The following is a 20,143-nucleotide window of genomic DNA, read 5'->3' on the forward strand; positions in this document are numbered from 1 at the left end:
CCAACCCGGCCGCGAAACCGTAAAGTACGCATCCGCTGCCGGGGACGCCCAGCGTTACCAGCGGTGCATAAGGTGTAAAAGCCTTGGTTAGTCAAGCAGTTAACGCTTTTGCGATAGCTAGCGGTTTTGGATGTAGTCAGTATCACATCGAAAACAACGCCCTTGACAACCACCAGGAAATGCGTAGAATACGCCTTCCTCGCTGCGGCAGGCCAGTTCAACGGTTCGCCAGTCAAACACAGCGAAACAGCTCTTTAACAATTTGATCAGGTAATTCATGTGGGCGCTTGCTGACGTTGGTGACAAATCACCAAATATCAAGGCAAGCGGTCATGACAATGTAAATTGAAATGAATTCGTTTGAACCTTGAGCCAAGTTTGATCCGCTTTTGCTGCCTTCGGCTAGTCCTTAGGTAGGCGAGTAAGGATCACAATGATTGTAAACTGAAGAGTTTGATCATGGCTCAGATTGAACGCTGGCGGCAGGCCTAACACATGCAAGTCGAGCGGTAACAGATCTAGCTTGCTAGATGCTGACGAGCGGCGGACGGGTGAGTAATGCATAGGAATCTGCCCGATAGTGGGGGATAACCTGGGGAAACCCAGGCTAATACCGCATACGTCCTACGGGAGAAAGGGGGCTTCGGCTCCCGCTATTGGATGAGCCTATGTCGGATTAGCTAGTTGGTAAGGTAATGGCTTACCAAGGCGACGATCCGTAGCTGGTCTGAGAGGATGATCAGCCACATCGGGACTGAGACACGGCCCGAACTCCTACGGGAGGCAGCAGTGGGGAATATTGGACAATGGGGGCAACCCTGATCCAGCCATGCCGCGTGTGTGAAGAAGGCCCTCGGGTTGTAAAGCACTTTCAGCGAGGAAGAACGCCTGTCGGTTAATACCCGGCAGGAAAGACATCACTCGCAGAAGAAGCACCGGCTAACTCCGTGCCAGCAGCCGCGGTAATACGGAGGGTGCAAGCGTTAATCGGAATTACTGGGCGTAAAGCGCGCGTAGGTGGCTTGATAAGCCGGTTGTGAAAGCCCCGGGCTCAACCTGGGAACGGCATCCGGAACTGTCAGGCTAGAGTGCAGGAGAGGAAGGTAGAATTCCCGGTGTAGCGGTGAAATGCGTAGAGATCGGGAGGAATACCAGTGGCGAAGGCGGCCTTCTGGACTGACACTGACACTGAGGTGCGAAAGCGTGGGTAGCAAACAGGATTAGATACCCTGGTAGTCCACGCCGTAAACGATGTCGACCAGCCGTTGGGTGCCTAGAGCACTTTGTGGCGAAGTTAACGCGATAAGTCGACCGCCTGGGGAGTACGGCCGCAAGGTTAAAACTCAAATGAATTGACGGGGGCCCGCACAAGCGGTGGAGCATGTGGTTTAATTCGATGCAACGCGAAGAACCTTACCTACCCTTGACATCTACAGAAGCCGGAAGAGATTCTGGTGTGCCTTCGGGAACTGTAAGACAGGTGCTGCATGGCTGTCGTCAGCTCGTGTTGTGAAATGTTGGGTTAAGTCCCGTAACGAGCGCAACCCTTGTCCTTATTTGCCAGCGAGTAATGTCGGGAACTCTAAGGAGACTGCCGGTGACAAACCGGAGGAAGGTGGGGACGACGTCAAGTCATCATGGCCCTTACGGGTAGGGCTACACACGTGCTACAATGGCCGGTACAAAGGGCTGCGAGCTCGCGAGAGTCAGCGAATCCCTTAAAGCCGGTCTCAGTCCGGATCGGAGTCTGCAACTCGACTCCGTGAAGTCGGAATCGCTAGTAATCGTGAATCAGAATGTCACGGTGAATACGTTCCCGGGCCTTGTACACACCGCCCGTCACACCATGGGAGTGGACTGCACCAGAAGTGGTTAGCCTAACGCAAGAGGGCGATCACCACGGTGTGGTTCATGACTGGGGTGAAGTCGTAACAAGGTAGCCGTAGGGGAACCTGCGGCTGGATCACCTCCTTAAACGATGCGTCACGCGTCAGTAAGCGTCCACAATGAATTACCTGATCAGAATGCTGTTGATACGCAGTGATAAGTGACTCTTTTTTCACGTTAAAAAGAAAAAATAGCTTTTGAATTTTAAAGGTCTTTTCTTTTTTTAATAGGAAAGAACGCTTATCACTGCTTATAGCAGTCGCTCTTTAACAATGTATATCATGCTGACAAGAACACTTCGCAAGAAGTGGTCTTAAATTGTGATACGCGTCAGCGTATCCGGCAAAATGAAACGTGATCATTGCGAGATACCAGACTCCTTCGGGTTATAGGGTCAAGCAATGAAGCGCACACGGTGGATGCCTAGGCAGCCAGAGGCGATGAAAGACGTGGTAGCCTGCGATAAGGCTCGGTGAGGTGGCAACAACCTGTGACCCGGGCATTTCTGAATGGGGAAACCCACCGATCATAAGATCGGTATCGTGCACTGAATACATAGGTGTACGAGGCGAACCAGGGGAACTGAAACATCTAAGTACCCTGAGGAAAAGAAATCAACCGAGATTCCCCTAGTAGCGGCGAGCGAACGGGGACCAGCCCTTAAGCATGTGACTGATTAGGCGAATGCGTTGGGAAGCGCGGCCGTAGCGGGTGATAGCCCCGTAGTCGAAAATCTGATCATGTGAAATCGAGTAGGTCGGGGCACGAGAAACCTTGACTGAAGACGGGGGGACCATCCTCCAAGGCTAAATACTCCTGGCTGACCGATAGTGAACCAGTACCGTGAGGGAAAGGCGAAAAGAACCCCGGAGAGGGGAGTGAAATAGATCCTGAAACCGTGTGCGTACAAGCAGTAGGAGCAGACTTGTTCTGTGACTGCGTACCTTTTGTATAATGGGTCAGCGACTTATATTCAGTGGCGAGGTTAACCGTATAGGGGAGCCGTAGGGAAACCGAGTCTTAACTGGGCGACACAGTCGCTGGATATAGACCCGAAACCGAGCGATCTATCCATGAGCAGGGTGAAGGTTGAGTAACATCAACTGGAGGCCCGAACCAGGATCTGTTGAAAAAGATTTGGATGACTTGTGGATCGGAGTGAAAGGCTAATCAAGCTCGGAGATAGCTGGTTCTCCTCGAAAGCTATTTAGGTAGCGCCTCATGTAGTACCGCCGGGGGTAGAGCACTGTTTCGGCTAGGGGGTCATCCCGACTTACCAACCCGAGGCAAACTCCGAATACCGGTGAGTAACGCGTGGGAGACACACGGCGGGTGCTAACGTCCGTCGTGAAAAGGGAAACAACCCAGACCGTCAGCTAAGGTCCCGAAATCCTGGTTAAGTGGGAAACGATGTGGGAAGGCTCAGACAGCTAGGAGGTTGGCTTAGAAGCAGCCATCCTTTAAAGAAAGCGTAATAGCTCACTAGTCGAGTCGGCCTGCGCGGAAGATGTAACGGGGCTAAACCAGGTACCGAAGCTACGGGTTCATCCTTTTAGGATGAGCGGTAGAGGAGCGTCGTGTACGCCAATGAAGGTGGATTGAGAAGTCTGCTGGAGGTATCACGAGTGCGAATGCTGACATGAGTAACGATAAAGGGAGTGAAAAACTCCCTCGCCGGAAGACCAAGGGTTTCTGTTCGACGCTAATCGGAGCAGAGTGAGTCGGCCCCTAAGGCGAGGCCGAAAGGCGTAGTCGATGGGAAACGGGTCAATATTCCCGTACCGGACATGGTTGCGATGGGGGGACGAAGAAGGCTAGGTGAGCCAGGCGTTGGTTGTCCTGGTGAAAGTGAGTAGGCTGAGGGTTTAGGTAAATCCGGACCCTTTTCAGGCCGAGACACGAAACGAACTGACCACGGTCAGGAAGTCACTGATGCCACGCTTCCAGGAAAAGCCTCTAAGCTTCAGATCATGTGCGACCGTACCCCAAACCGACACAGGTGGTCAGGGAGAGAATCCCAAGGCGCTTGAGAGAACTCGGGTGAAGGAACTAGGCAAAATGGTGCCGTAACTTCGGGAGAAGGCACGCCGGCGTAGGGTGATGAGACTTGCTCTCTAAGCCCGAACCGGTCGAAGATACCAGGTGGCTGCAACTGTTTATTAAAAACACAGCACTCTGCTAACGCGCAAGCGGACGTATAGGGTGTGACGCCTGCCCGGTGCCGGAAGGTTAAATGATGGTGTTAGCCGCAAGGCGAAGCTCTTGATTGAAGCCCCGGTAAACGGCGGCCGTAACTATAACGGTCCTAAGGTAGCGAAATTCCTTGTCGGGTAAGTTCCGACCTGCACGAATGGCGTAATGATGGCCACGCTGTCTCCACCCGAGACTCAGTGAAATTGAAATCGCCGTGAAGATGCGGTGTACCCGCGGCTAGACGGAAAGACCCCGTGAACCTTTACTATAGCTTCACACTGGACGCTGATGTTGCCTGTGTAGGATAGCTGGGAGGCTTTGAACTTTGGACGCCAGTTCGAAGGGAGCCAACCTTGAAATACCAGCCTGGCATCATTGGCGTTCTCACTCAGGTCCGTTATCCGGATCGAGGACAGTGTGTGGTGGGTAGTTTGACTGGGGCGGTCTCCTCCTAAAGAGTAACGGAGGAGCACGAAGGTACCCTCAGCACGGTCGGACATCGTGCATTGAGTGCAAGAGCATAAGGGTGCTTGACTGCGAGACAGACACGTCGAGCAGGTGCGAAAGCAGGTTCTAGTGATCCGGTGGTTCTGTATGGAAGGGCCATCGCTCAACGGATAAAAGGTACTCCGGGGATAACAGGCTGATACCGCCCAAGAGTTCACATCGACGGCGGTGTTTGGCACCTCGATGTCGGCTCATCACATCCTGGGGCTGAAGTCGGTCCCAAGGGTATGGCTGTTCGCCATTTAAAGTGGTACGCGAGCTGGGTTTAGAACGTCGTGAGACAGTTCGGTCCCTATCTGCCGTGGGCGTTGGATGTTTGAGAAGGGCTGCTCCTAGTACGAGAGGACCGGAGTGGACGACCCTCTGGTGTTCCGGTTGTCACGCCAGTGGCATTGCCGGGTAGCTATGGTCGGACGGGATAACCGCTGAAAGCATCTAAGCGGGAAGCCCCCTTCAAGATGAGACATCCCTGAGGCCTAGAGCCTCCTGAAGGGCCCAGCGAGACCAGCTGGTTGATAGGCACGGTGTGGAAGCGCTGCAAGGCGTTGAGCTAACGTGTACTAATGGCCCGTGAGGCTTGACCCTATAACACCCAAGGGGTCTGGTCGTGATGATGACGTCAATGAACACCGGATACGCAGCGTGTGGCCCGAGCAACAACAAGGGCGGCACGATGAGACGCACACAATTTAGCAAGTATGCTTCAGCATGATATACCGCCAGTTACGCCTGACGACCATAGCACGCGTGAACCACCTGATCCCTTGCCGAACTCAGCAGTGAAACCGCTTAGCGCCGATGGTAGTGTGGGGTCTCCCCATGCGAGAGTAGGTCATCGTCAGGCACCTATACCGCAGAAAACCCAGCCACCCGGCTGGGTTTTTTGTGTGCGTGAAAGAAAAACAAGGGTCTCCCCATGGAGAGTCCCGGCAGCCCGTCGCAGCCATCGTCAGGCACCTATACCAAAAAACCCCCAGGGCTAACGCCTTGGGTTTTTTTTTTATGGCAAAATGCACTCCTCAAGGAGAATTGCCCATGACTCAGATGCGCTGGGAACAGCTACTTTCCCCACGTCGTCTTCACGACCAACGCTCAACAAGTACTCGTGAAATCGGTCGTAGCCCATTTCATAAAGACCATGATCGGATTGTTTTTTCAGGCTCGTTCAGGCGTCTTGGCCGTAAGACACAGGTGCATCCACTGACAGAAAACGATCATATTCATACTCGCCTAACTCACTCGCTAGAAGTCGGCTGTGTCGGTCGTTCTCTGGGTATGATTGTCGGAGAGTTACTACATGATCGCTTGCCAGAATGGATAACGCCCGCTGATCTTGGGGTCATTGTGCAGACAGCGTGCCTGGGACATGACATTGGGAATCCCCCTTTTGGGCATGCCGGTGAGTATGCCATTCGCGATTGGTTTCAGCGTGCTCAAAGCAGTGGGCTATTAGAAGGCCTTTCAGACGCAGAGCGCGAGGATCTGTTGACCTATGAAGGCAATGCTCAGGGTTTTCGAGTGATTACCCAGATCGAATATAACCAGTTTAATGGTGGCATGCGGCTGTCAGCAGCCACCCTGGGGGCGCTACTCAAATACCCTTGGACGGTTCGTTACAGCGGACGCGCGGGAAAATTCGGCGCTTACCAGTCAGAGCAAGTGTTACTCAAAGAAGTGGCTGAAGCGGTAGGTTTGTTGCCGCAAGGCGAGCAGCGCTGGTGCCGCCACCCGTTGGCTTGGCTTGTCGAAGCCGCTGATGATATTTGTTACGCCCTGTTAGACCTGGAAGATGGTTTAGAAATGGGTATTCTGCGCTATGAAGAAGTCGTCGAAATACTGCGTCAAATTGCCGGAGAGTTCCCGCCTGAATATGCCGATATGCAAGCCCGTAATGTCTCCCAGCGGCGGCGTATCGCTTTACTGCGCGGTGCTGCTATGGAACGTGCCGTCAATGATGTCGGCGCGGTGTTTGTACAGCATGAGCAGGCCCTGCTAAGCGGCACCCTCAGTGACGACCTATTAGAGCTGTGTCACCCCGACCTTGGGTGGGGTGTTCAGGCGGCGAAGCAGCTTGCCCGAGAGCGTATTTTCCAAAACGAGCGTAAAGCGAAATTAGAGATTGGTGCCTATACGACGCTAGGTATTCTCTTGGAAGCTTTTATTGGTGCTGCCCACGAGCTACATCACACCGGGCATTCATCGTTTAAACATCAGCGTGTGTTGGCCCTGATTGGCGAAAACACGCCGCTGCCTTCTTGGCCGCTTTACGATAGCTACCGCCGAATGCTGGACTTTATCGGTGGGATGACGGACCACTATGCAGTCGATCTTGCCCAAGAGATGGGTGGGCGGTTACGCGGCGACTAAGCCGTACATTATACGGACGGCTGGCGGAGATGTTTGAGTTCCATTAGCCGTGCCCGCTCCAGTAAGATATGAATGACCTTATCGTGAATGGCATCGCTCATCTGTCCCGGCGTTATCTCGGTGAGCTGTTGGGCAAGTTGCTCGCCGCTCACTACCAGAATATCCGGCGAGGCCTCGCTGGTATCAATCTCCCAGCCGGGCAGCACTAACACTCCTTTAACCGGTACCGGCACACTGCAGCGGCGCTCTAACCATTGGCCGAGCCAGCTAACGCCTTGGCGCGTTTTATGCAGTGGCCGGCGCTCTTGCCAATGTGGAAAGCGTAGCCGCTCGCGCTCTACCGCCACTGTGTTGAGTTCGTTGCCATCAGTGCCGATAGCGAGTGTTCTTGCCCTTGTTTCCACCACAAAAACACCGTGAGGTGTTACCACCACGTGATCAATCGTGAAGCTATCGGTGGGGACATCATGAAATACGTAGTAGGGGTGGGCCTCAGGGCGGACTAAACGCTCAAGCTCTTGGCCAACGGCAAGCTCGCAAGCGAGGCCTAATTTTAGTCGCCGAATACGTTGATAATCACGTACCAGCAGCAGTGAAAACGTCAGTACCAGCAGTGTGCTGAGTAGTCCATATAAAGCCCATTCGACCCAATCTTGTTGGTCCACAAAAAGCATGCGGCCCATGCCATACACCAGAGGGGCCAAGCTAATGATGGGCCCTAACGCCCCGTTTAGAAATAGGCTGGAAAAAGCTTGGTCAAGGCGATGGCGCAGCGCTTGGCCCGGTTCATGAAGGGGAGCTTTGAAGGGCGAATGGACGCGCGCATCGTGTAGGTTGCGCAGCGCCAGGACAATACTGGCCATTGCCGCCATGGGGAATAAAAAAATGAGGGGTAGCAAGTATTCCAGCCAAGCCATTGCAGTGCCTTGCCCTATAGCGACTTACTTGACGGTAAGTCTTGGTGGTGTAGAGGCTTTAACCCCCTGCGAGTTTAACCTGATAGCCGAGTGTGCTGAGCTCCTGGCGCAGAACATCACGATGGTCGCCTTGTATTTCAATAATACCGTCTTTAATAGCTCCGCCCGTCCCACAACGTTTTTTAAGCGTTTTTGCTAATGTTTTAAGTTCATCACCAGACAAAGGGATGCCGCTAACAGTGGTAACCCCTTTGCCTTTACGGCCGCTGGTTTCGCGTCGAATACGCACTATGCCATCTAGCTCGGCTAAGCGCTGTTGTTCGCTTACATCATCACAGTAACAGGCTTCAAGTGCTTCCCGGCAGGTGGGGCAGGTTTTACCATGTTCGGTGGAGTAAACCAGCCCACCCAATTGGTCACGTAAAGAGGCCATTATCATCCTCCGATAGAGTGTTGAGGCACGGCTGTCTGCCAATATTCACGCGTGAGACGCTCCACTACGGCGGGTAACTGATACATATTACTGATCATAATGGCAGTTTCAGGCGTCTCTTCGGCATCCGGGAAACGATTTAAATGAATCACCGTCATCCCCGCTTGCAGTGCTGCGCGAACACCTACTAAGGCATCGTCTATAGCGATACAGTCACGCGCTGCATAGCCCATGATACTGGCTGCGTGTAAATGTAAACAGGGTTCAGGCTTCCAGCAATTGGCGGTATAGCCACTGAAAAAGCGTTTTCCAAAATAATGGTTAAGTCCTGTGGCTTTTAGCGCCGTAAGAATTTTACTTTCAGGCCCATTAGAGACTACCGCACTTGGGTAAGAGCTCAGTATATCCAACGCTTCACGAGCACCTGGTATGGTCGTCAACTCTTGGGCAAGCCGAGTTGCTAGATTGGCTCGCATAAGGATTTCCATGCGCTCAAGCTGATCAGGATCAACATCACCATAGCGCTGTTGAAGTTCAGCAACGATACGCCGAAAGCGCGCTCCACGAAATTCACCGAGGTAATCGGTAGTAGCAAATGGCAGCCCTACTGAATTAAGCCCGGCGGCCATCTCTTCGGCTAGTAGCGGTTCGCTATCGACGAGTGTGCCATCACAGTCAAACAGCAAAAGTGGGAGCGGCATTACGGTTCCTTGCAGCGGCTTTAGCGCTGCCAGTGTTAGTTGAAGCCATCTATACTGCTATTGAACGGGATTTTACGTCATTTGTGAACACTGTTTTGTTATTTTTTGCTTGCCTATACACTACGCTTGAGCCAGCTTAAACGGCTACGCTCATTTTGGTGGCCGCTGTTGTCTGTCATCTAGCTTCAGGAAACGCTGTAGCGCTAGCGTTGGAAACGGCCAAGCTGCGCTGAAGAGATAGTAGGGATACACTATTCTGTCATAACCAAAACATGGAGAACGTCCGATGCGATTCACCCCTTGGATCCTACCCTTAGCCCTCAGCGCTGCTTTGCTAACGACGACTGGCTATGTGTTTGCTGATAATCATGAAACGGAAGGCGAACAGCACGAGCCTCTTAATGATGAAGCGCTTGAAAAGGAATACGGTATTAAAGCCGGATCGGTAAAACGTGACGACGTGGCGTCATCTAGCGATGCCGAGGATACTAATGAGCAGACCCGTGTGCGTGAAGAAGAGGAGGAGGAGAAGGACGAAGAAGTAGCCACCAGCGCAGGCGAGGATGACGTAGAGTTAGAGACTGGCAAGAGTGAAGAGCGAAACCCAGAGGCTGGCACAGGCGGTACTGGCAGCCCGGATGATGCTATTCATAGCAGCGAAGAAGAAAATAGCGAAGATGACGAGGGAGACACTGACGATAATGAGTAACGTCAGTGCCTGAAACATTATTTAGCTAGACGGCGTGAGTTAGCCCTGCTGCGCTGATGATAAGGCTTCATTGTGAGCTGGCTGGTGACCCACCAAGGGGCTAGCTGACCATTCATAGAGTTAAACAATGCTTTCTGCATTTCGAGGCCAGCTTCCATGCTGGCCTCGAGCTTTTCGGTGACCATTTTTTGATTTTCTTTCATCATTTTAGGGCTGAAGAAAGGCTGTGTTTGCCATAAGTGATTGCGCATCGTGATGGTCGACAGGGAAGTGGACCATAGTTCAAATGCCATTAGGCCCGCCTTCCAAACATCAAACATCGCTAACGGAGTGGTGGGCATAAGTGGCGGCATTGTGGAGCTTTTCATGAGTATTAGCCTCTCTATTTGAACACGAAACCTCGTGGACTCATCACCAGTGTTAGCGTATCAATGCTGCAATGCAATATGTATTTCGTCGAGCATAACGTGGGATAGGTAAAAAAAGACGACCGTTTGGTCGTCTTTATAGTAAACAATGGAAGTAACAGGTTTACTTGATCTTAGGAGCCAGTTCACCGCGCTCATAGCGCAGAGACATCTCTTCTAAACTGATCGGTTTAATTTTGCTAGCGTTACCTGCTGTGCCAAAGGCTTCATAGCGAGCAATACACAGATCGCGCATCGCGGTGACGGTTTCTTTGAGGAATTTACGTGGGTCGAATTCGGCAGGATTTTGAGCCATAAAACGACGCACAGCCCCTGTAGACGCCAAGCGAAGATCGGTATCGATATTCACCTTGCGTACGCCGTGCTTAATCCCTTCAACGATCTCTTCCACCGGAACGCCGTATGTTTCTGGAATCTGGCCGCCATACTGGTTAATCACTTCCAGCCACTCCTGCGGCACGGATGAAGAGCCGTGCATGACGAGGTGGGTGTCCGGAATCCGCGCATGAATCTCTTTGATGCGCTGGATAGAGAGCGTATCCCCGGTGGGTGGCTTGGTGAACTTATAAGCGCCGTGGCTGGTGCCAATGGCAATGGCCAAGGCGTCTACGTGCGTCGCTTTGACGAATTCGGCCGCTTCTTCAGGGTCGGTCAGCAGCTGTTCCATATCCAGCTTGCCTTCAGCACCAATGCCGTCTTCTTCACCGGCCATGCCTGTTTCCAGACTGCCCAGGCAGCCCAGCTCGCCTTCAACAGACACACCGCAGGCGTGGGCCATTTCGACGGCACGACGAGTAACGTTAACGTTGTAGTCGTAATCGGTGGGTGTTTTGCCGTCTTCGCCCAGTGAGCCATCCATCATTACCGAGGAGAAGCCAAGCTGGATAGAGCGCTGGCAAATCGCAGGGCTAGTACCGTGATCCTGATGCATGACCACCGGGATATGGGGGAACTCTTCTACCGCCGCTAAAATCAGGTGGCGTAGAAACGGAGCTCCCGCATATTTACGAGCGCCAGCAGAGGCTTGCACGATTACCGGTGAGTCGGTGGCATCAGCAGCTTCCATAATGGCGCGCATCTGCTCAAGATTATTAACGTTAAATGCTGGGATGCCGTAGCCATATTCGGCGGCATGGTCGAGCATTTGGCGCATGCTGATCAGAGCCATTCAATCACCTTATCTAAGTTTTAAAAAAAGCATGTTGTCACAATGGGGCTAGTAACACCGCGGCTTTATTGCTCGGGTGGTTTAAGTCGCCCCATATTAACCGCGTTTGGCGGCAGCTTCGAGCGCTGCTACGGCGGGCAACTGCTTGCCTTCGACATACTCAAGGAAAGCACCGCCGCCGGTGGAGATATAGGAAACACGATCAGCAATAGCATATTTATCAATGGCCGCTAACGTATCACCACCGCCCGCAATCGAGAAACCTGCGCTATCAGCGATAGCCTGGGCGATAACCTGGGTGCCTTTGCCGAACTGATCGATTTCAAATACCCCGACGGGGCCATTCCACAAAATGGTGCCAGCATCTTTAAGCATACCGGCCAAGTGAGCGGCGGTATCGGGGCCAATATCTAGAATCATCTCGTTGTCAGCCACTTGATCGACCGGTTTGACAATGGCCTCTGCCGATTCAGAAAACTCAGTGGCCACCACGACATCGGTGGGTAACGGAATCGACACCTTCTCCATCAGGGCTTTTGCCTGGCCAATCAAATCGGCTTCATGGAGTGATTTGCCGACATTATAGCCCGCAGCGGCGATAAAGGTGTTGGCGATGCCGCCGCCCACGATCAGCTGGTCGCATTTGTCGGCCAGCGCAGTAAGCACGTCCAATTTGGTAGAGACTTTTGAGCCACCCACAATCGCCGCCATGGGGCGTGCCGGATTCGCCAGGGCTTTCTCTAAGGCATCCAATTCTTGGGCAAGCAGTGGACCTGCGCAGGCGCTGGGGGCAAAGCGCGCCACACCATGGGTAGAGGCTTGCGCTCGGTGGGCGGTGCCGAAGGCATCCATGACAAAGATATCGCACAGCGCGGCGTACTGCTGCGCCAGCTGTTCGTCATCTTTTTTCTCGCCGCTATTGAAACGCACGTTCTCTAGTAGAACGACATCGCCGTTGGCGATTTCTAACGTCTCACCAAGATACGCTTTGATTAGCGGCACGGGGCGACCTAACAGCTCCCCCAAATGCTCAGCCACCGGCGCGAGTGAGAATTCTTCGGCGGGCTCGCCTTCAGTAGGGCGACCTAAATGGCTCATGAGCATCACTTTTGCCCCCGCTTTCGCCGCTGCTTGAATGGTTGGCAGGGCGGCTCGCAGGCGGGCGTCACTGGTGACGCGGCCATGTTTGATGGGCACATTCAAATCTTCACGGATCAGCACGCGTTGCCCTTCCAGGGGAAGGTCAGTCATCTTTTTCACGTTCATGTGAGCGGTTTCCTCGTGTTTATGCCATTGAGCTGAAAGTAAAAAGTAAACCAATAATGCCAACAGGTTATGTCTGTGCCGAAAGTGTGGCCAATCGCTGACTAATATCGAGCATCCGGTTAGCGAACCCCCACTCATTATCGAACCAGCACAACAGCTTGATAAGGCGCTTACCGGCCACCCGTGTTTGGGTGGCATCGAGAATGCCTGAGCGCGGGTCGTGGTTGAAATCAACCGACGCCATAGGTGCTTCAGTATAGCCAAGTACGCCCTTTAAGCGCTGCTGACTGGCGGCCAGCAGCAGCGCATTGACATCATCCCGGTGAGTATCACGGCGAACCGTCAACGCGACATCCATCGCAGAAACATTGATGGTAGGAACGCGTACGTGCAGGCACTCGAAACGGCCCGCCAGGTGAGGCATTAAGCGGCTGATGCCGAGCGCCAAGCCGGTATCCACTGGCACAATGGAGTGCATTGCCGAGCGGGTAAGACGCAAGTCGGTTTGATGATACGCATCAATCACCGGCTGGTCGTTCATCGCCGAGTGAATGGTCGTGGTGACACCGTGCTCAAGGCCGAGCGCTTCATCCAGAATGGTTAACAGCGGCACAAGACAGTTGGTGGTGCACGAAGCGGCAGAAAGGATGCGCTGGGAAAGCGCCAGCTCGCCTTCATTAATACCCCATACAATGGTGGCGTCGACATCATTTTCCGCAGGCTGGGAAAACAGCAGCCGCTTAGCGCCTGCCTTTAAATGCTGCTCGGCAGTGGCACGATCTTTAAAGCTCCCAGAGCACTCCAGCACCAGGTCCACATCAAACGCCTTCCAGGGCAGCTTGCGCGGATCTTGTTCGCATAGCACCTGAATACGTTGGCCGTTGACCACTAGACACTCGCCGTCGTTATCCACCTCACCTGGGAAGCGGCCATGGGTAGTGTCATAGCGGGTCAAGTAGGTGATAGTGGCAAGATCGGAGAGCTCGTTAATGGCGACCACTTCAATTTCCGGGTGGTGCCGCTCAACGAGCGCCCGAAGCACGCATTGGCCAATGCGTCCGTAACCGTTAATGGCGATGCGATACCGGGGAGCAGAATTAGCCATGCGGAGGGCGGCTCTTAAAAGTGAATCAATCATGAAAATGACGTCGAAAACCGTGGAATGATAACGCATTTCTGCCAGCGATTCTTATCAGTTGCCGGTTCCTATCAGCCACCCATCCCTAACAGCCGCCAGGCGAGAGGTAGCAACACGGCAGTGAAAATGCCGGTAAGGCTCATTCCCAGCGAGGCAAATGCGCCAGCCGTGGGGCTGAGTTCAAACGCTCTAACGGTACCAATTGCATGACCGTTAAGCCCAAGCGCAAAACCGATCAGGCGTTCGTCATCAATATGTAAAAAGCGCGCGGCGAGACTGACACAGGGAATCGTGATGACGCCAGTGATCAACAGCGCCCCTAACAGTAGCGCTACCGTTCCGCCAAGTTGCTCGGTTATGCCAATCGCAATCGGCGCAGTAACGGATTTGGCCGCAATGGAGGCGAGTATCGTGTTCGAACTACCCAGTAACCAGGCAATTGCCAGCGAATAGAAAGCCGCTAGCGCCGCGGCGATGGGCAAACAAATCGCCAAAGGCCGCCATAGTTCGACGATACGCGGTAACTGTTGGTAAAGCGGCATGCCTAGCGCCACCGTGGCTGGCCCCAGCAGCACCGTTAACCAAGTGGCACCTTGCTGGTAGGTAGCGTAAGGCAGCCCTATCAGGGCTAATGCCCCTGCCAACAGCAGCGCCGCGATCAAAATGGCGGGCAGCCAAGAGGGACGTTTTAGGCGCTGAAATAGCCCGTTACCAATTAGATAAGCGGTAAGCGTTAACCCCACCGCAAACAATGGCGTGGTGGTTAACAGGGCGAGCAGCGATGAATCATCGGACATGTGACTGTCCGATGAGGCGTTTAAGCAGCCAAAGCGTAGTAAACACGCTGAGTAATGTGCCTAGTACTAGCGCGATAAGAATAGCGCTCCATTGCCCGGCCAGCTCGCCGATAATAAAAAACACCCCCACTACGCCGGGCATTATCAGCATAGCGAGCAGGGCAATTAGCGGCTGGGCGGCAGCAGCAATGCTGCCAGGAACGCGACCACGGATAGCGAGAGTAACGCATAGCAGCAACATGCCGATAACGCCTGACGAGATCGGTAAAGCAGTGACATGAATCACCACTTCACCGATCAGCCAGTAGCTAATCAACCATAGAAAGCCACTGAGTGCGGGCATGGCTTAGCCGAGTAGTTCGTTGGCTTGCTTGACCACATTTTCGACGGTAAAGCCGAAGTGCTTGAACAGGTCGCCCGCCGGGGCGGATTCGCCGTAAGTGGTCATGCCGATCACGCGGCCGTCCAGACCTACATACTTGTACCAGTAGTCGGCGTGAGCTGCTTCGATCGCGATACGCTTGGTGACTGCTTTAGGCAGCACGCTCTCACGGTACTCAGCGTCTTGACCGTTAAAGCGGTAAGCCGAGGGCATGGAAACTACGCGTACGGCTTTGCCTTGCTGCTCAAGCTCGGCAGCGGCGTCCATCACCAACGACACTTCTGAACCGGTGGCAATCAGTATCAACTCCGGCGTTCCTTCGCTGTCCTTGAGAACGTACGCACCGTTTTGGATCGCTGCCAACTGCGCTTTCGTGCGCTGCTGGTGGGGCAGGTTCTGGCGGGACAGCACCAGCGCCGTGGGGCCTGAGTGGCGCTTGATGGCGGCATCCCAAGAGGCGGCGGTTTCCACTGCATCACAAGGGCGCCAAGTATTGAGGTTCGGCGTGGTACGCAGGTTGGTAAGTTGCTCAATCGGTTGGTGGGTCGGGCCATCTTCACCCAGGCCAATGGAGTCGTGGGTAAAGACGTAAATCACCTGCTGGCCCATCAGTGACGCCATGCGGATCGAGTTACGCATGTACTCCATAAAGATCAGGAAGGTCGCGCCGTAAGGTACCAGACCGCCGTGCAGAGCGATCCCGTTCATGACGGCTCCCATGCCAAACTCACGGACACCGTAGTGCAGGTAGTTACCGCTGGCGTCTTCCGGGGTGATCGCCTTAGCGCCTTTCCAGAAGGTCAGGTTGGAGGGCGCCAAATCGGCACTGCCACCCAGCAGTTCCGGCATTTGCGGGCCAATCGTATTCAACACTTCAAAGGAAGCTTTGCGAGACGCGATGGTCTCTCCGCGTTCTTGGGCCTGCTCGATCAGTGCTTCAGTGGCAAGTTCGGTGGGCAGCTGGCGCTTCATTCGGCGCTTAAACTCCCGCGCTTCGCTGGGGAAGGCCTCGGCATAGCGAGCAAAGCGCTCATCCCACGCCTGCTGGGCTGCTTTTCCAGCGGCACGGGCATCCCAGGCGGAGTAGATGGGCTCAGGGATATGGAACGGAGCGTGGGGCCAATCAAGCTGGATGCGGGCCAGGGCGACTTCGTCATCACCCAATGCCGCACCGTGGGCTTCCTCTTTGCCCTGCTTGTTGGGCGCGCCAAAACCGATGATGGTTTTGCAAATAATCAGGCTCGGCTTATCGTCGTGGCTCTTGGCCAGCTCAATAGCGGCTTTTACTTCTTCGGGCTTGTGACCATCGACATTCGGTACCACGTGCCAGCCGTAAGCTTCAAAACGCTTGGCGGTATCGTCGGTAAACCAGCCTTCGACTTCGCCATCAATGGAGATGCCGTTGTCGTCATAAAGCGCGATCAATTTACCCAACTGCTGGGTACCCGCTAGTGAGGCCGCTTCGTGGGAGATGCCTTCCATCAAGCAGCCGTCACCCAGGAAACACCAGGTGTGGTGATCAACAATGCTGTGGCCAGGGCGATTGAACTGCGCCGCCAGGGTTTTTTCTGCAATCGCAAAGCCTACCGCATTGGCAAAGCCCTGGCCGAGCGGGCCGGTGGTGGTCTCAATGCCCGGCGCGTAGCCGAATTCCGGGTGGCCCGCGGTGGGCGAGTGCAGCTGGCGGAAATTCTGCAGTTGTTCCAAGCTTAGCTCATAGCCGCTTAGGTGCAGTAGAGAGTAAAGCAGCATGGAGCCGTGACCATTGGAAAGCACGAACCGATCACGATCGGCCCACTTGGGGTCTTCGGGATTGTGCTTGAGGTAGTCATTCCATAGCACCTCGGCAATATCCGCCATGCCCATGGGCGCACCAGGGTGGCCGGACTTGGCCTTCTGAACGGCATCCATGGAAAGCGCGCGAATGGCATTGGCTAGCTCAAAACGGGATGGCATGGGGGTGCTCCTCGCCTGGAAACAGAAATTATAAAGCCGCTATTGTCGCTGACTTCCCATGTTGCGGCAAATATGATGGCAAATTCTGGTAAGCGCGTTCTGGGAAGCATCGCCGACAGCGTGTAGACTCTGCCCCCCGAAGTGGTGGAGAAAGTGGTGCTGCCGCTTCTCTTACGGGCAGGAGTTACCTGCCATGATTTCCTGCTGATGCTGTGGATTAGAGACAGCCGTCATACAGAGGGTCGAGTGCGCGATGAGCGAATATTCCCTGTTTACCTCCGAGTCCGTCTCCGAAGGTCATCCCGATAAGATTGCCGATCAGATCTCTGACGCGGTGTTAGATGCCATCATCGCCCGTGATAAACAGGCGCGTGTTGCCTGTGAAACCATGGTAAAAACCGGGGTGGCGATCATTGCCGGCGAAATTACCACCTCCGCCTGGGTTGATTTAGAAACTCTCGTGCGCGATGTGATTATCAGCATCGGCTATAACTCGTCTGATGTCGGCTTTGATGGCGCGACTTGTGGCGTGGTTAACCTGATCGGTAAGCAGAGTGTCGATATTGCCCAAGGCGTCGACCGTACCAAGCCGGAAGATCAGGGCGCAGGCGATCAGGGCTTAATGTTTGGCTACGCGACCAACGAAACTGATTCGTTTATGCCCGCGCCGATCCACTACTCGCACCGTTTAGTCGAGCGTCAGGCCGAACTGCGTAAAAATGGCCTACTGCCGTGGCTGCGCCCGGATGCCAAGAGCCAGGTCACCTTCCGCTATAATGCCGAAGGCCAGCCTTGCGGTGTCGATGCCATCGTGCTTTCCACGCAACACGATCCTGACATCGATCAGGAAGATCTGCGTAAAATGATCAAGCGCGAGGTCATTGAGCAAGTGATCCCCGCTGAATGGTTGGATGAGCACACCCAGTACCACATTAACCCGACCGGCAAGTTCGTCATTGGCGGCCCGGTAGGCGATTGTGGCCTAACGGGGCGTAAGATCATCGTCGATACTTACGGCGGCATGGCACGTCACGGTGGTGGTGCATTTTCAGGCAAAGACCCCTCTAAAGTTGACCGCAGCGCCGCCTACGCGGGTCGCTATGTGGCTAAAAATATTGTTGCGTCGGGCCTGGCAGACAAGTGTGAGATTCAGGTCTCTTACGCCATTGGTGTGGCCGAACCCACCTCGGTCTCTATTGATACCTTTGGTACCGGCAAAATTGACGATAAACAGATTGTTGCGCTGGTTCGCGAGCATTTCGATCTGCGCCCTTACGCAATCACCAAAATGCTCGACCTGCTCCACCCGATGTATCAGCTCACTGCTGCTTACGGACACTTTGGTCGTGCGCCGTTCGAGCACAGCTACACTTGGAGCGATGATAAAGGTGAGGAACATACCGAAACCTTTACCGCCTTTCCGTGGGAAAAAATTGATAAAGCCGATGCGCTGCGCAAGGCGGCCAATTTGTAAGACATTCGCTACCGCGTTTGTAAGCAATGTATGAAATCGCCCCTTTGGCTCCGGCCGGGGGCTTTTTTTATGCGCTGCTTCGAAGCCCTGCGTTAGGCTAAGTCTATTTGCTAACGATTCGTGTGAAGAGGAGGGGCAAGATGGCAAGTGGTCTCGTTGCGTGGGTATTCGCTAGCCTTATCGGGCTTGTCACGTTTTCCGCACAGGCTGCCGAGTGCCCTGATTGGTCGAAGGAGCGCTTGACTCGCGAAAGCAAAGCACTGGCCGAGCAGGTTCAACGCTGGGACACAGCCTACCATGACGAGGGCGTCACGCTGATCAATGACGCCCTCTACGACCAAGCCGTAGAGCGCCTAGCCACTTGGCAACGTTGCTTAGGTAATTCACCAGCCCATCGCCCGCTTTCGCGAGTTACCCGAAGCAGCGGTACTCTCGATCATCCGGCGGCGCAGCGTGGGCTTACTAAAGCCGATGACGATGGCGTCAGGCGCTTTACCAGCCGCCGCGAAGATCTATGGATTCAACCCAAGGTAGACGGCGTGGCGATTACGCTGCGCTATGTCGATGGCGAATTGGTTGAAGCCGTTAGCCGTGGCGATGGCGAGCGGGGCCAAGACTGGACGAGTCGGGCGCGCCAGTTACCCGATGTTCCCAGTACGCTGCCTGAGCCTATTTCTGCGGTGCTCCAAGGCGAATTGTACTGGCGGCTAACCCAGCACGTGCAGTCACGGTCACCCGCATCGGGTGCCCGGGGCGCCGTGGCGGGAGCAATGGCGCAGTCCTCACCTACCGTGGCCACCCTTGAGCGTATTGGCCTGTTTGTTTGGGATTGGCCCGACGGGCCTACTGGTATGGACGAGCGTTTAGCGCGTCTTACCGCGCTGGGCTTTGATACTGCCAGCTATACCCAGCCGCTAGATGACCGACGTGATGCCACTTACTGGCGCGATAGCTGGTTCAACGGCCCGCTGCCGTTTGCCACCGACGGCGTGGTCATCAAACAAGCCGAGCGCCCTGGCGTACGGAGCTGGTCATCGTCACCGCCGGAGTGGGCCATTGCCTGGAAATACCCCGCTCAGCAGGCGCTAGCGGAAGTACGCGGCATTGAATTTCGCGTAGGGCGTACCGGCCGTGTGACGCCGCTGGTGTGGCTTAACCCGGTACAGCTGGAGGGGCGTCGCATCAGCCGTGTTTCGTTAGGCTCGCTGGAGCGCTGGGAAGCACTGGATGTTCGACCTGGCGATCAAGTGGCGATCTTCTTGGGCGGGTTAACGATTCCCCAGTTAAGCGAGGTGGTGTGGCATACCCAGGAGCGCTCGCCGTTGACTCCGCCTTCACCCCAGCGCTTTAACCTGCTGAGCTGCTTTGAATTAACCCTTGGCTGCGATGCCCAGTTGCTGGCGCGGCTCACCCATCTTGGCGAGCAGCTTGGCATGCAGGGTATTGGTGAAGGTACCTGGCAAGCGCTGATGGACGCGGGCGTAGTCACTCATTTACTGGACTGGTTGGAGGTTGAACCACGTCAGCTAAAGCTGGCGTATGGCATTGGTGAGGTCACTGCCGCTGCGCTCATTGAGCAGTTTCAGGTTGCCCGTAGCAGGCCGTTTTCGGCATGGCTGAGTGCACTGGGGGCGCCGCCGGGTAGCGAGTCAGTTCGTGGGGATTGGGATGAGTTAGCAGGCTACCAGCGCGAAGAGTGGCAAGCCGTTTCTGGCGTCGGCCGGGTTCGTGCTGATGCGCTGGTAGCGTTTTTCAGCCACCCCGACGTGCAGCGCATGGCTCGGCAGTTGCAGCAGGCGGGGGTTGCAGGGTTTTAGCTA

General features: G+C 54.6%; 14 protein-coding genes and 3 rRNA genes. 7 read left to right on the plus strand and 10 right to left on the minus strand.

Going from position 1 to position 20,143, the window contains the following annotated elements; genetic code table 11:
• Positions 1-441 precede the first annotated feature (441 nt).
• The 4 genes from Q3Y66_RS00210 to Q3Y66_RS00225 all read left to right on the plus strand — a co-directional run bounded on the left by Q3Y66_RS00210 (position 442) and on the right by Q3Y66_RS00225 (position 6,954).
• Positions 442-1,974 (plus strand): 16S ribosomal RNA (locus Q3Y66_RS00210).
• A 305-nt stretch (positions 1,975-2,279) separates the two neighbouring features.
• Positions 2,280-5,172, plus strand: a 23S ribosomal RNA gene (locus tag Q3Y66_RS00215).
• Positions 5,173-5,315: 143 nt separating this feature from the next.
• Positions 5,316-5,431 (plus strand): 5S ribosomal RNA (rrf, locus tag Q3Y66_RS00220).
• The 16S, 23S and 5S rRNA genes sit together here, the layout of an rRNA operon.
• A 191-nt stretch (positions 5,432-5,622) precedes the next feature.
• Positions 5,623-6,954: a deoxyguanosinetriphosphate triphosphohydrolase gene (locus Q3Y66_RS00225; protein WP_008959658.1), complete on the plus strand. Its 1,332-nt coding sequence runs from the start codon at positions 5,623-5,625 to the stop codon at positions 6,952-6,954.
• 8 nt (positions 6,955-6,962) lie between these two features.
• On the opposite strand, the gene Q3Y66_RS00230 is transcribed toward Q3Y66_RS00225, so the two are convergent.
• From Q3Y66_RS00230 to Q3Y66_RS00240, 3 genes are read right to left on the minus strand one after another with little or no spacing between them, the layout of a single operon-like run.
• Positions 6,963-7,871, minus strand: coding sequence for a nuclease-related domain-containing protein (locus Q3Y66_RS00230; RefSeq protein ID WP_008959657.1), 909 nt, complete (start codon positions 7,869-7,871; stop codon positions 6,963-6,965).
• 58 nt (positions 7,872-7,929) lie between these two features.
• A complete protein-coding gene (locus Q3Y66_RS00235) occupies positions 7,930-8,304 on the minus strand; it encodes a translation initiation factor Sui1 (RefSeq protein ID WP_008959656.1) in 375 nt (124 codons plus the stop codon).
• A 2-nt stretch (positions 8,305-8,306) separates the two neighbouring features.
• Entirely contained in the window at positions 8,307-9,005 is a 699-nt protein-coding gene (locus Q3Y66_RS00240) for an HAD family phosphatase (protein WP_008959655.1), read from the minus strand.
• A gap of 286 nt (positions 9,006-9,291) precedes the next feature.
• Between Q3Y66_RS00240 and Q3Y66_RS00245 the strand changes: the two genes are divergently transcribed.
• Positions 9,292-9,714, plus strand: coding sequence for a hypothetical protein (locus tag Q3Y66_RS00245; RefSeq protein WP_008959654.1), 423 nt, complete (start codon positions 9,292-9,294; stop codon positions 9,712-9,714).
• Positions 9,715-9,731: 17 nt separating this feature from the next.
• Here Q3Y66_RS00245 and Q3Y66_RS00250 read toward each other — a convergent pair whose 3' ends face one another.
• The 7 genes from Q3Y66_RS00250 to tkt form a co-directional block, all read right to left on the minus strand.
• Positions 9,732-10,007, minus strand: a complete 276-nt coding sequence (locus tag Q3Y66_RS00250) for a hypothetical protein (RefSeq protein WP_238528594.1) — start codon at positions 10,005-10,007, stop codon at positions 9,732-9,734.
• A gap of 238 nt (positions 10,008-10,245) precedes the next feature.
• The gene (fba, locus tag Q3Y66_RS00255) at positions 10,246-11,310 is read right to left on the minus strand and encodes a class II fructose-bisphosphate aldolase (protein WP_008959652.1); all 1,065 of its coding nucleotides are present in this window, start codon (positions 11,308-11,310) and stop codon (positions 10,246-10,248) included.
• 96 nt (positions 11,311-11,406) lie between these two features.
• The gene (locus tag Q3Y66_RS00260) at positions 11,407-12,576 is read right to left on the minus strand and encodes a phosphoglycerate kinase (protein ID WP_008959651.1); all 1,170 of its coding nucleotides are present in this window, start codon (positions 12,574-12,576) and stop codon (positions 11,407-11,409) included.
• 67 nt (positions 12,577-12,643) lie between these two features.
• Entirely contained in the window at positions 12,644-13,681 is a 1,038-nt protein-coding gene (locus Q3Y66_RS00265) for a type I glyceraldehyde-3-phosphate dehydrogenase (protein ID WP_035587409.1), read from the minus strand.
• A 104-nt stretch (positions 13,682-13,785) separates the two neighbouring features.
• Positions 13,786-14,511: an LrgB family protein gene (locus Q3Y66_RS00270; RefSeq protein ID WP_008959649.1), complete on the minus strand. Its 726-nt coding sequence runs from the start codon at positions 14,509-14,511 to the stop codon at positions 13,786-13,788.
• Positions 14,501-14,854 (minus strand): CidA/LrgA family protein, encoded by a 354-nt coding sequence (locus tag Q3Y66_RS00275; RefSeq protein ID WP_008959648.1) that lies wholly within the window; start codon positions 14,852-14,854, stop codon positions 14,501-14,503. Before Q3Y66_RS00275 ends, Q3Y66_RS00270 begins: the two co-directional genes overlap by 11 nt.
• Before the next feature lie 3 nt (positions 14,855-14,857).
• The gene (gene tkt / locus Q3Y66_RS00280) at positions 14,858-16,849 is read right to left on the minus strand and encodes a transketolase (protein WP_008959647.1); all 1,992 of its coding nucleotides are present in this window, start codon (positions 16,847-16,849) and stop codon (positions 14,858-14,860) included.
• 253 nt (positions 16,850-17,102) lie between these two features.
• On the opposite strand from tkt, the gene metK reads away from it, so the two are divergent.
• Positions 17,103-18,323 (plus strand): methionine adenosyltransferase, encoded by a 1,221-nt coding sequence (metK, locus tag Q3Y66_RS00285; protein WP_008959646.1) that lies wholly within the window; start codon positions 17,103-17,105, stop codon positions 18,321-18,323.
• Between the two features lie 140 nt (positions 18,324-18,463).
• The gene (gene ligB, locus Q3Y66_RS00290; protein ID WP_008959645.1) at positions 18,464-20,140 is read left to right on the plus strand and encodes an NAD-dependent DNA ligase LigB; all 1,677 of its coding nucleotides are present in this window, start codon (positions 18,464-18,466) and stop codon (positions 20,138-20,140) included.
• The last annotated feature ends 3 nt before the right edge of the window (positions 20,141-20,143 follow it).

This window comes from Halomonas sp. HAL1 (assembly GCF_030544485.1).
Taxonomy (GTDB): Bacteria; Pseudomonadota; Gammaproteobacteria; order Pseudomonadales; family Halomonadaceae; genus Vreelandella; species Vreelandella arctica.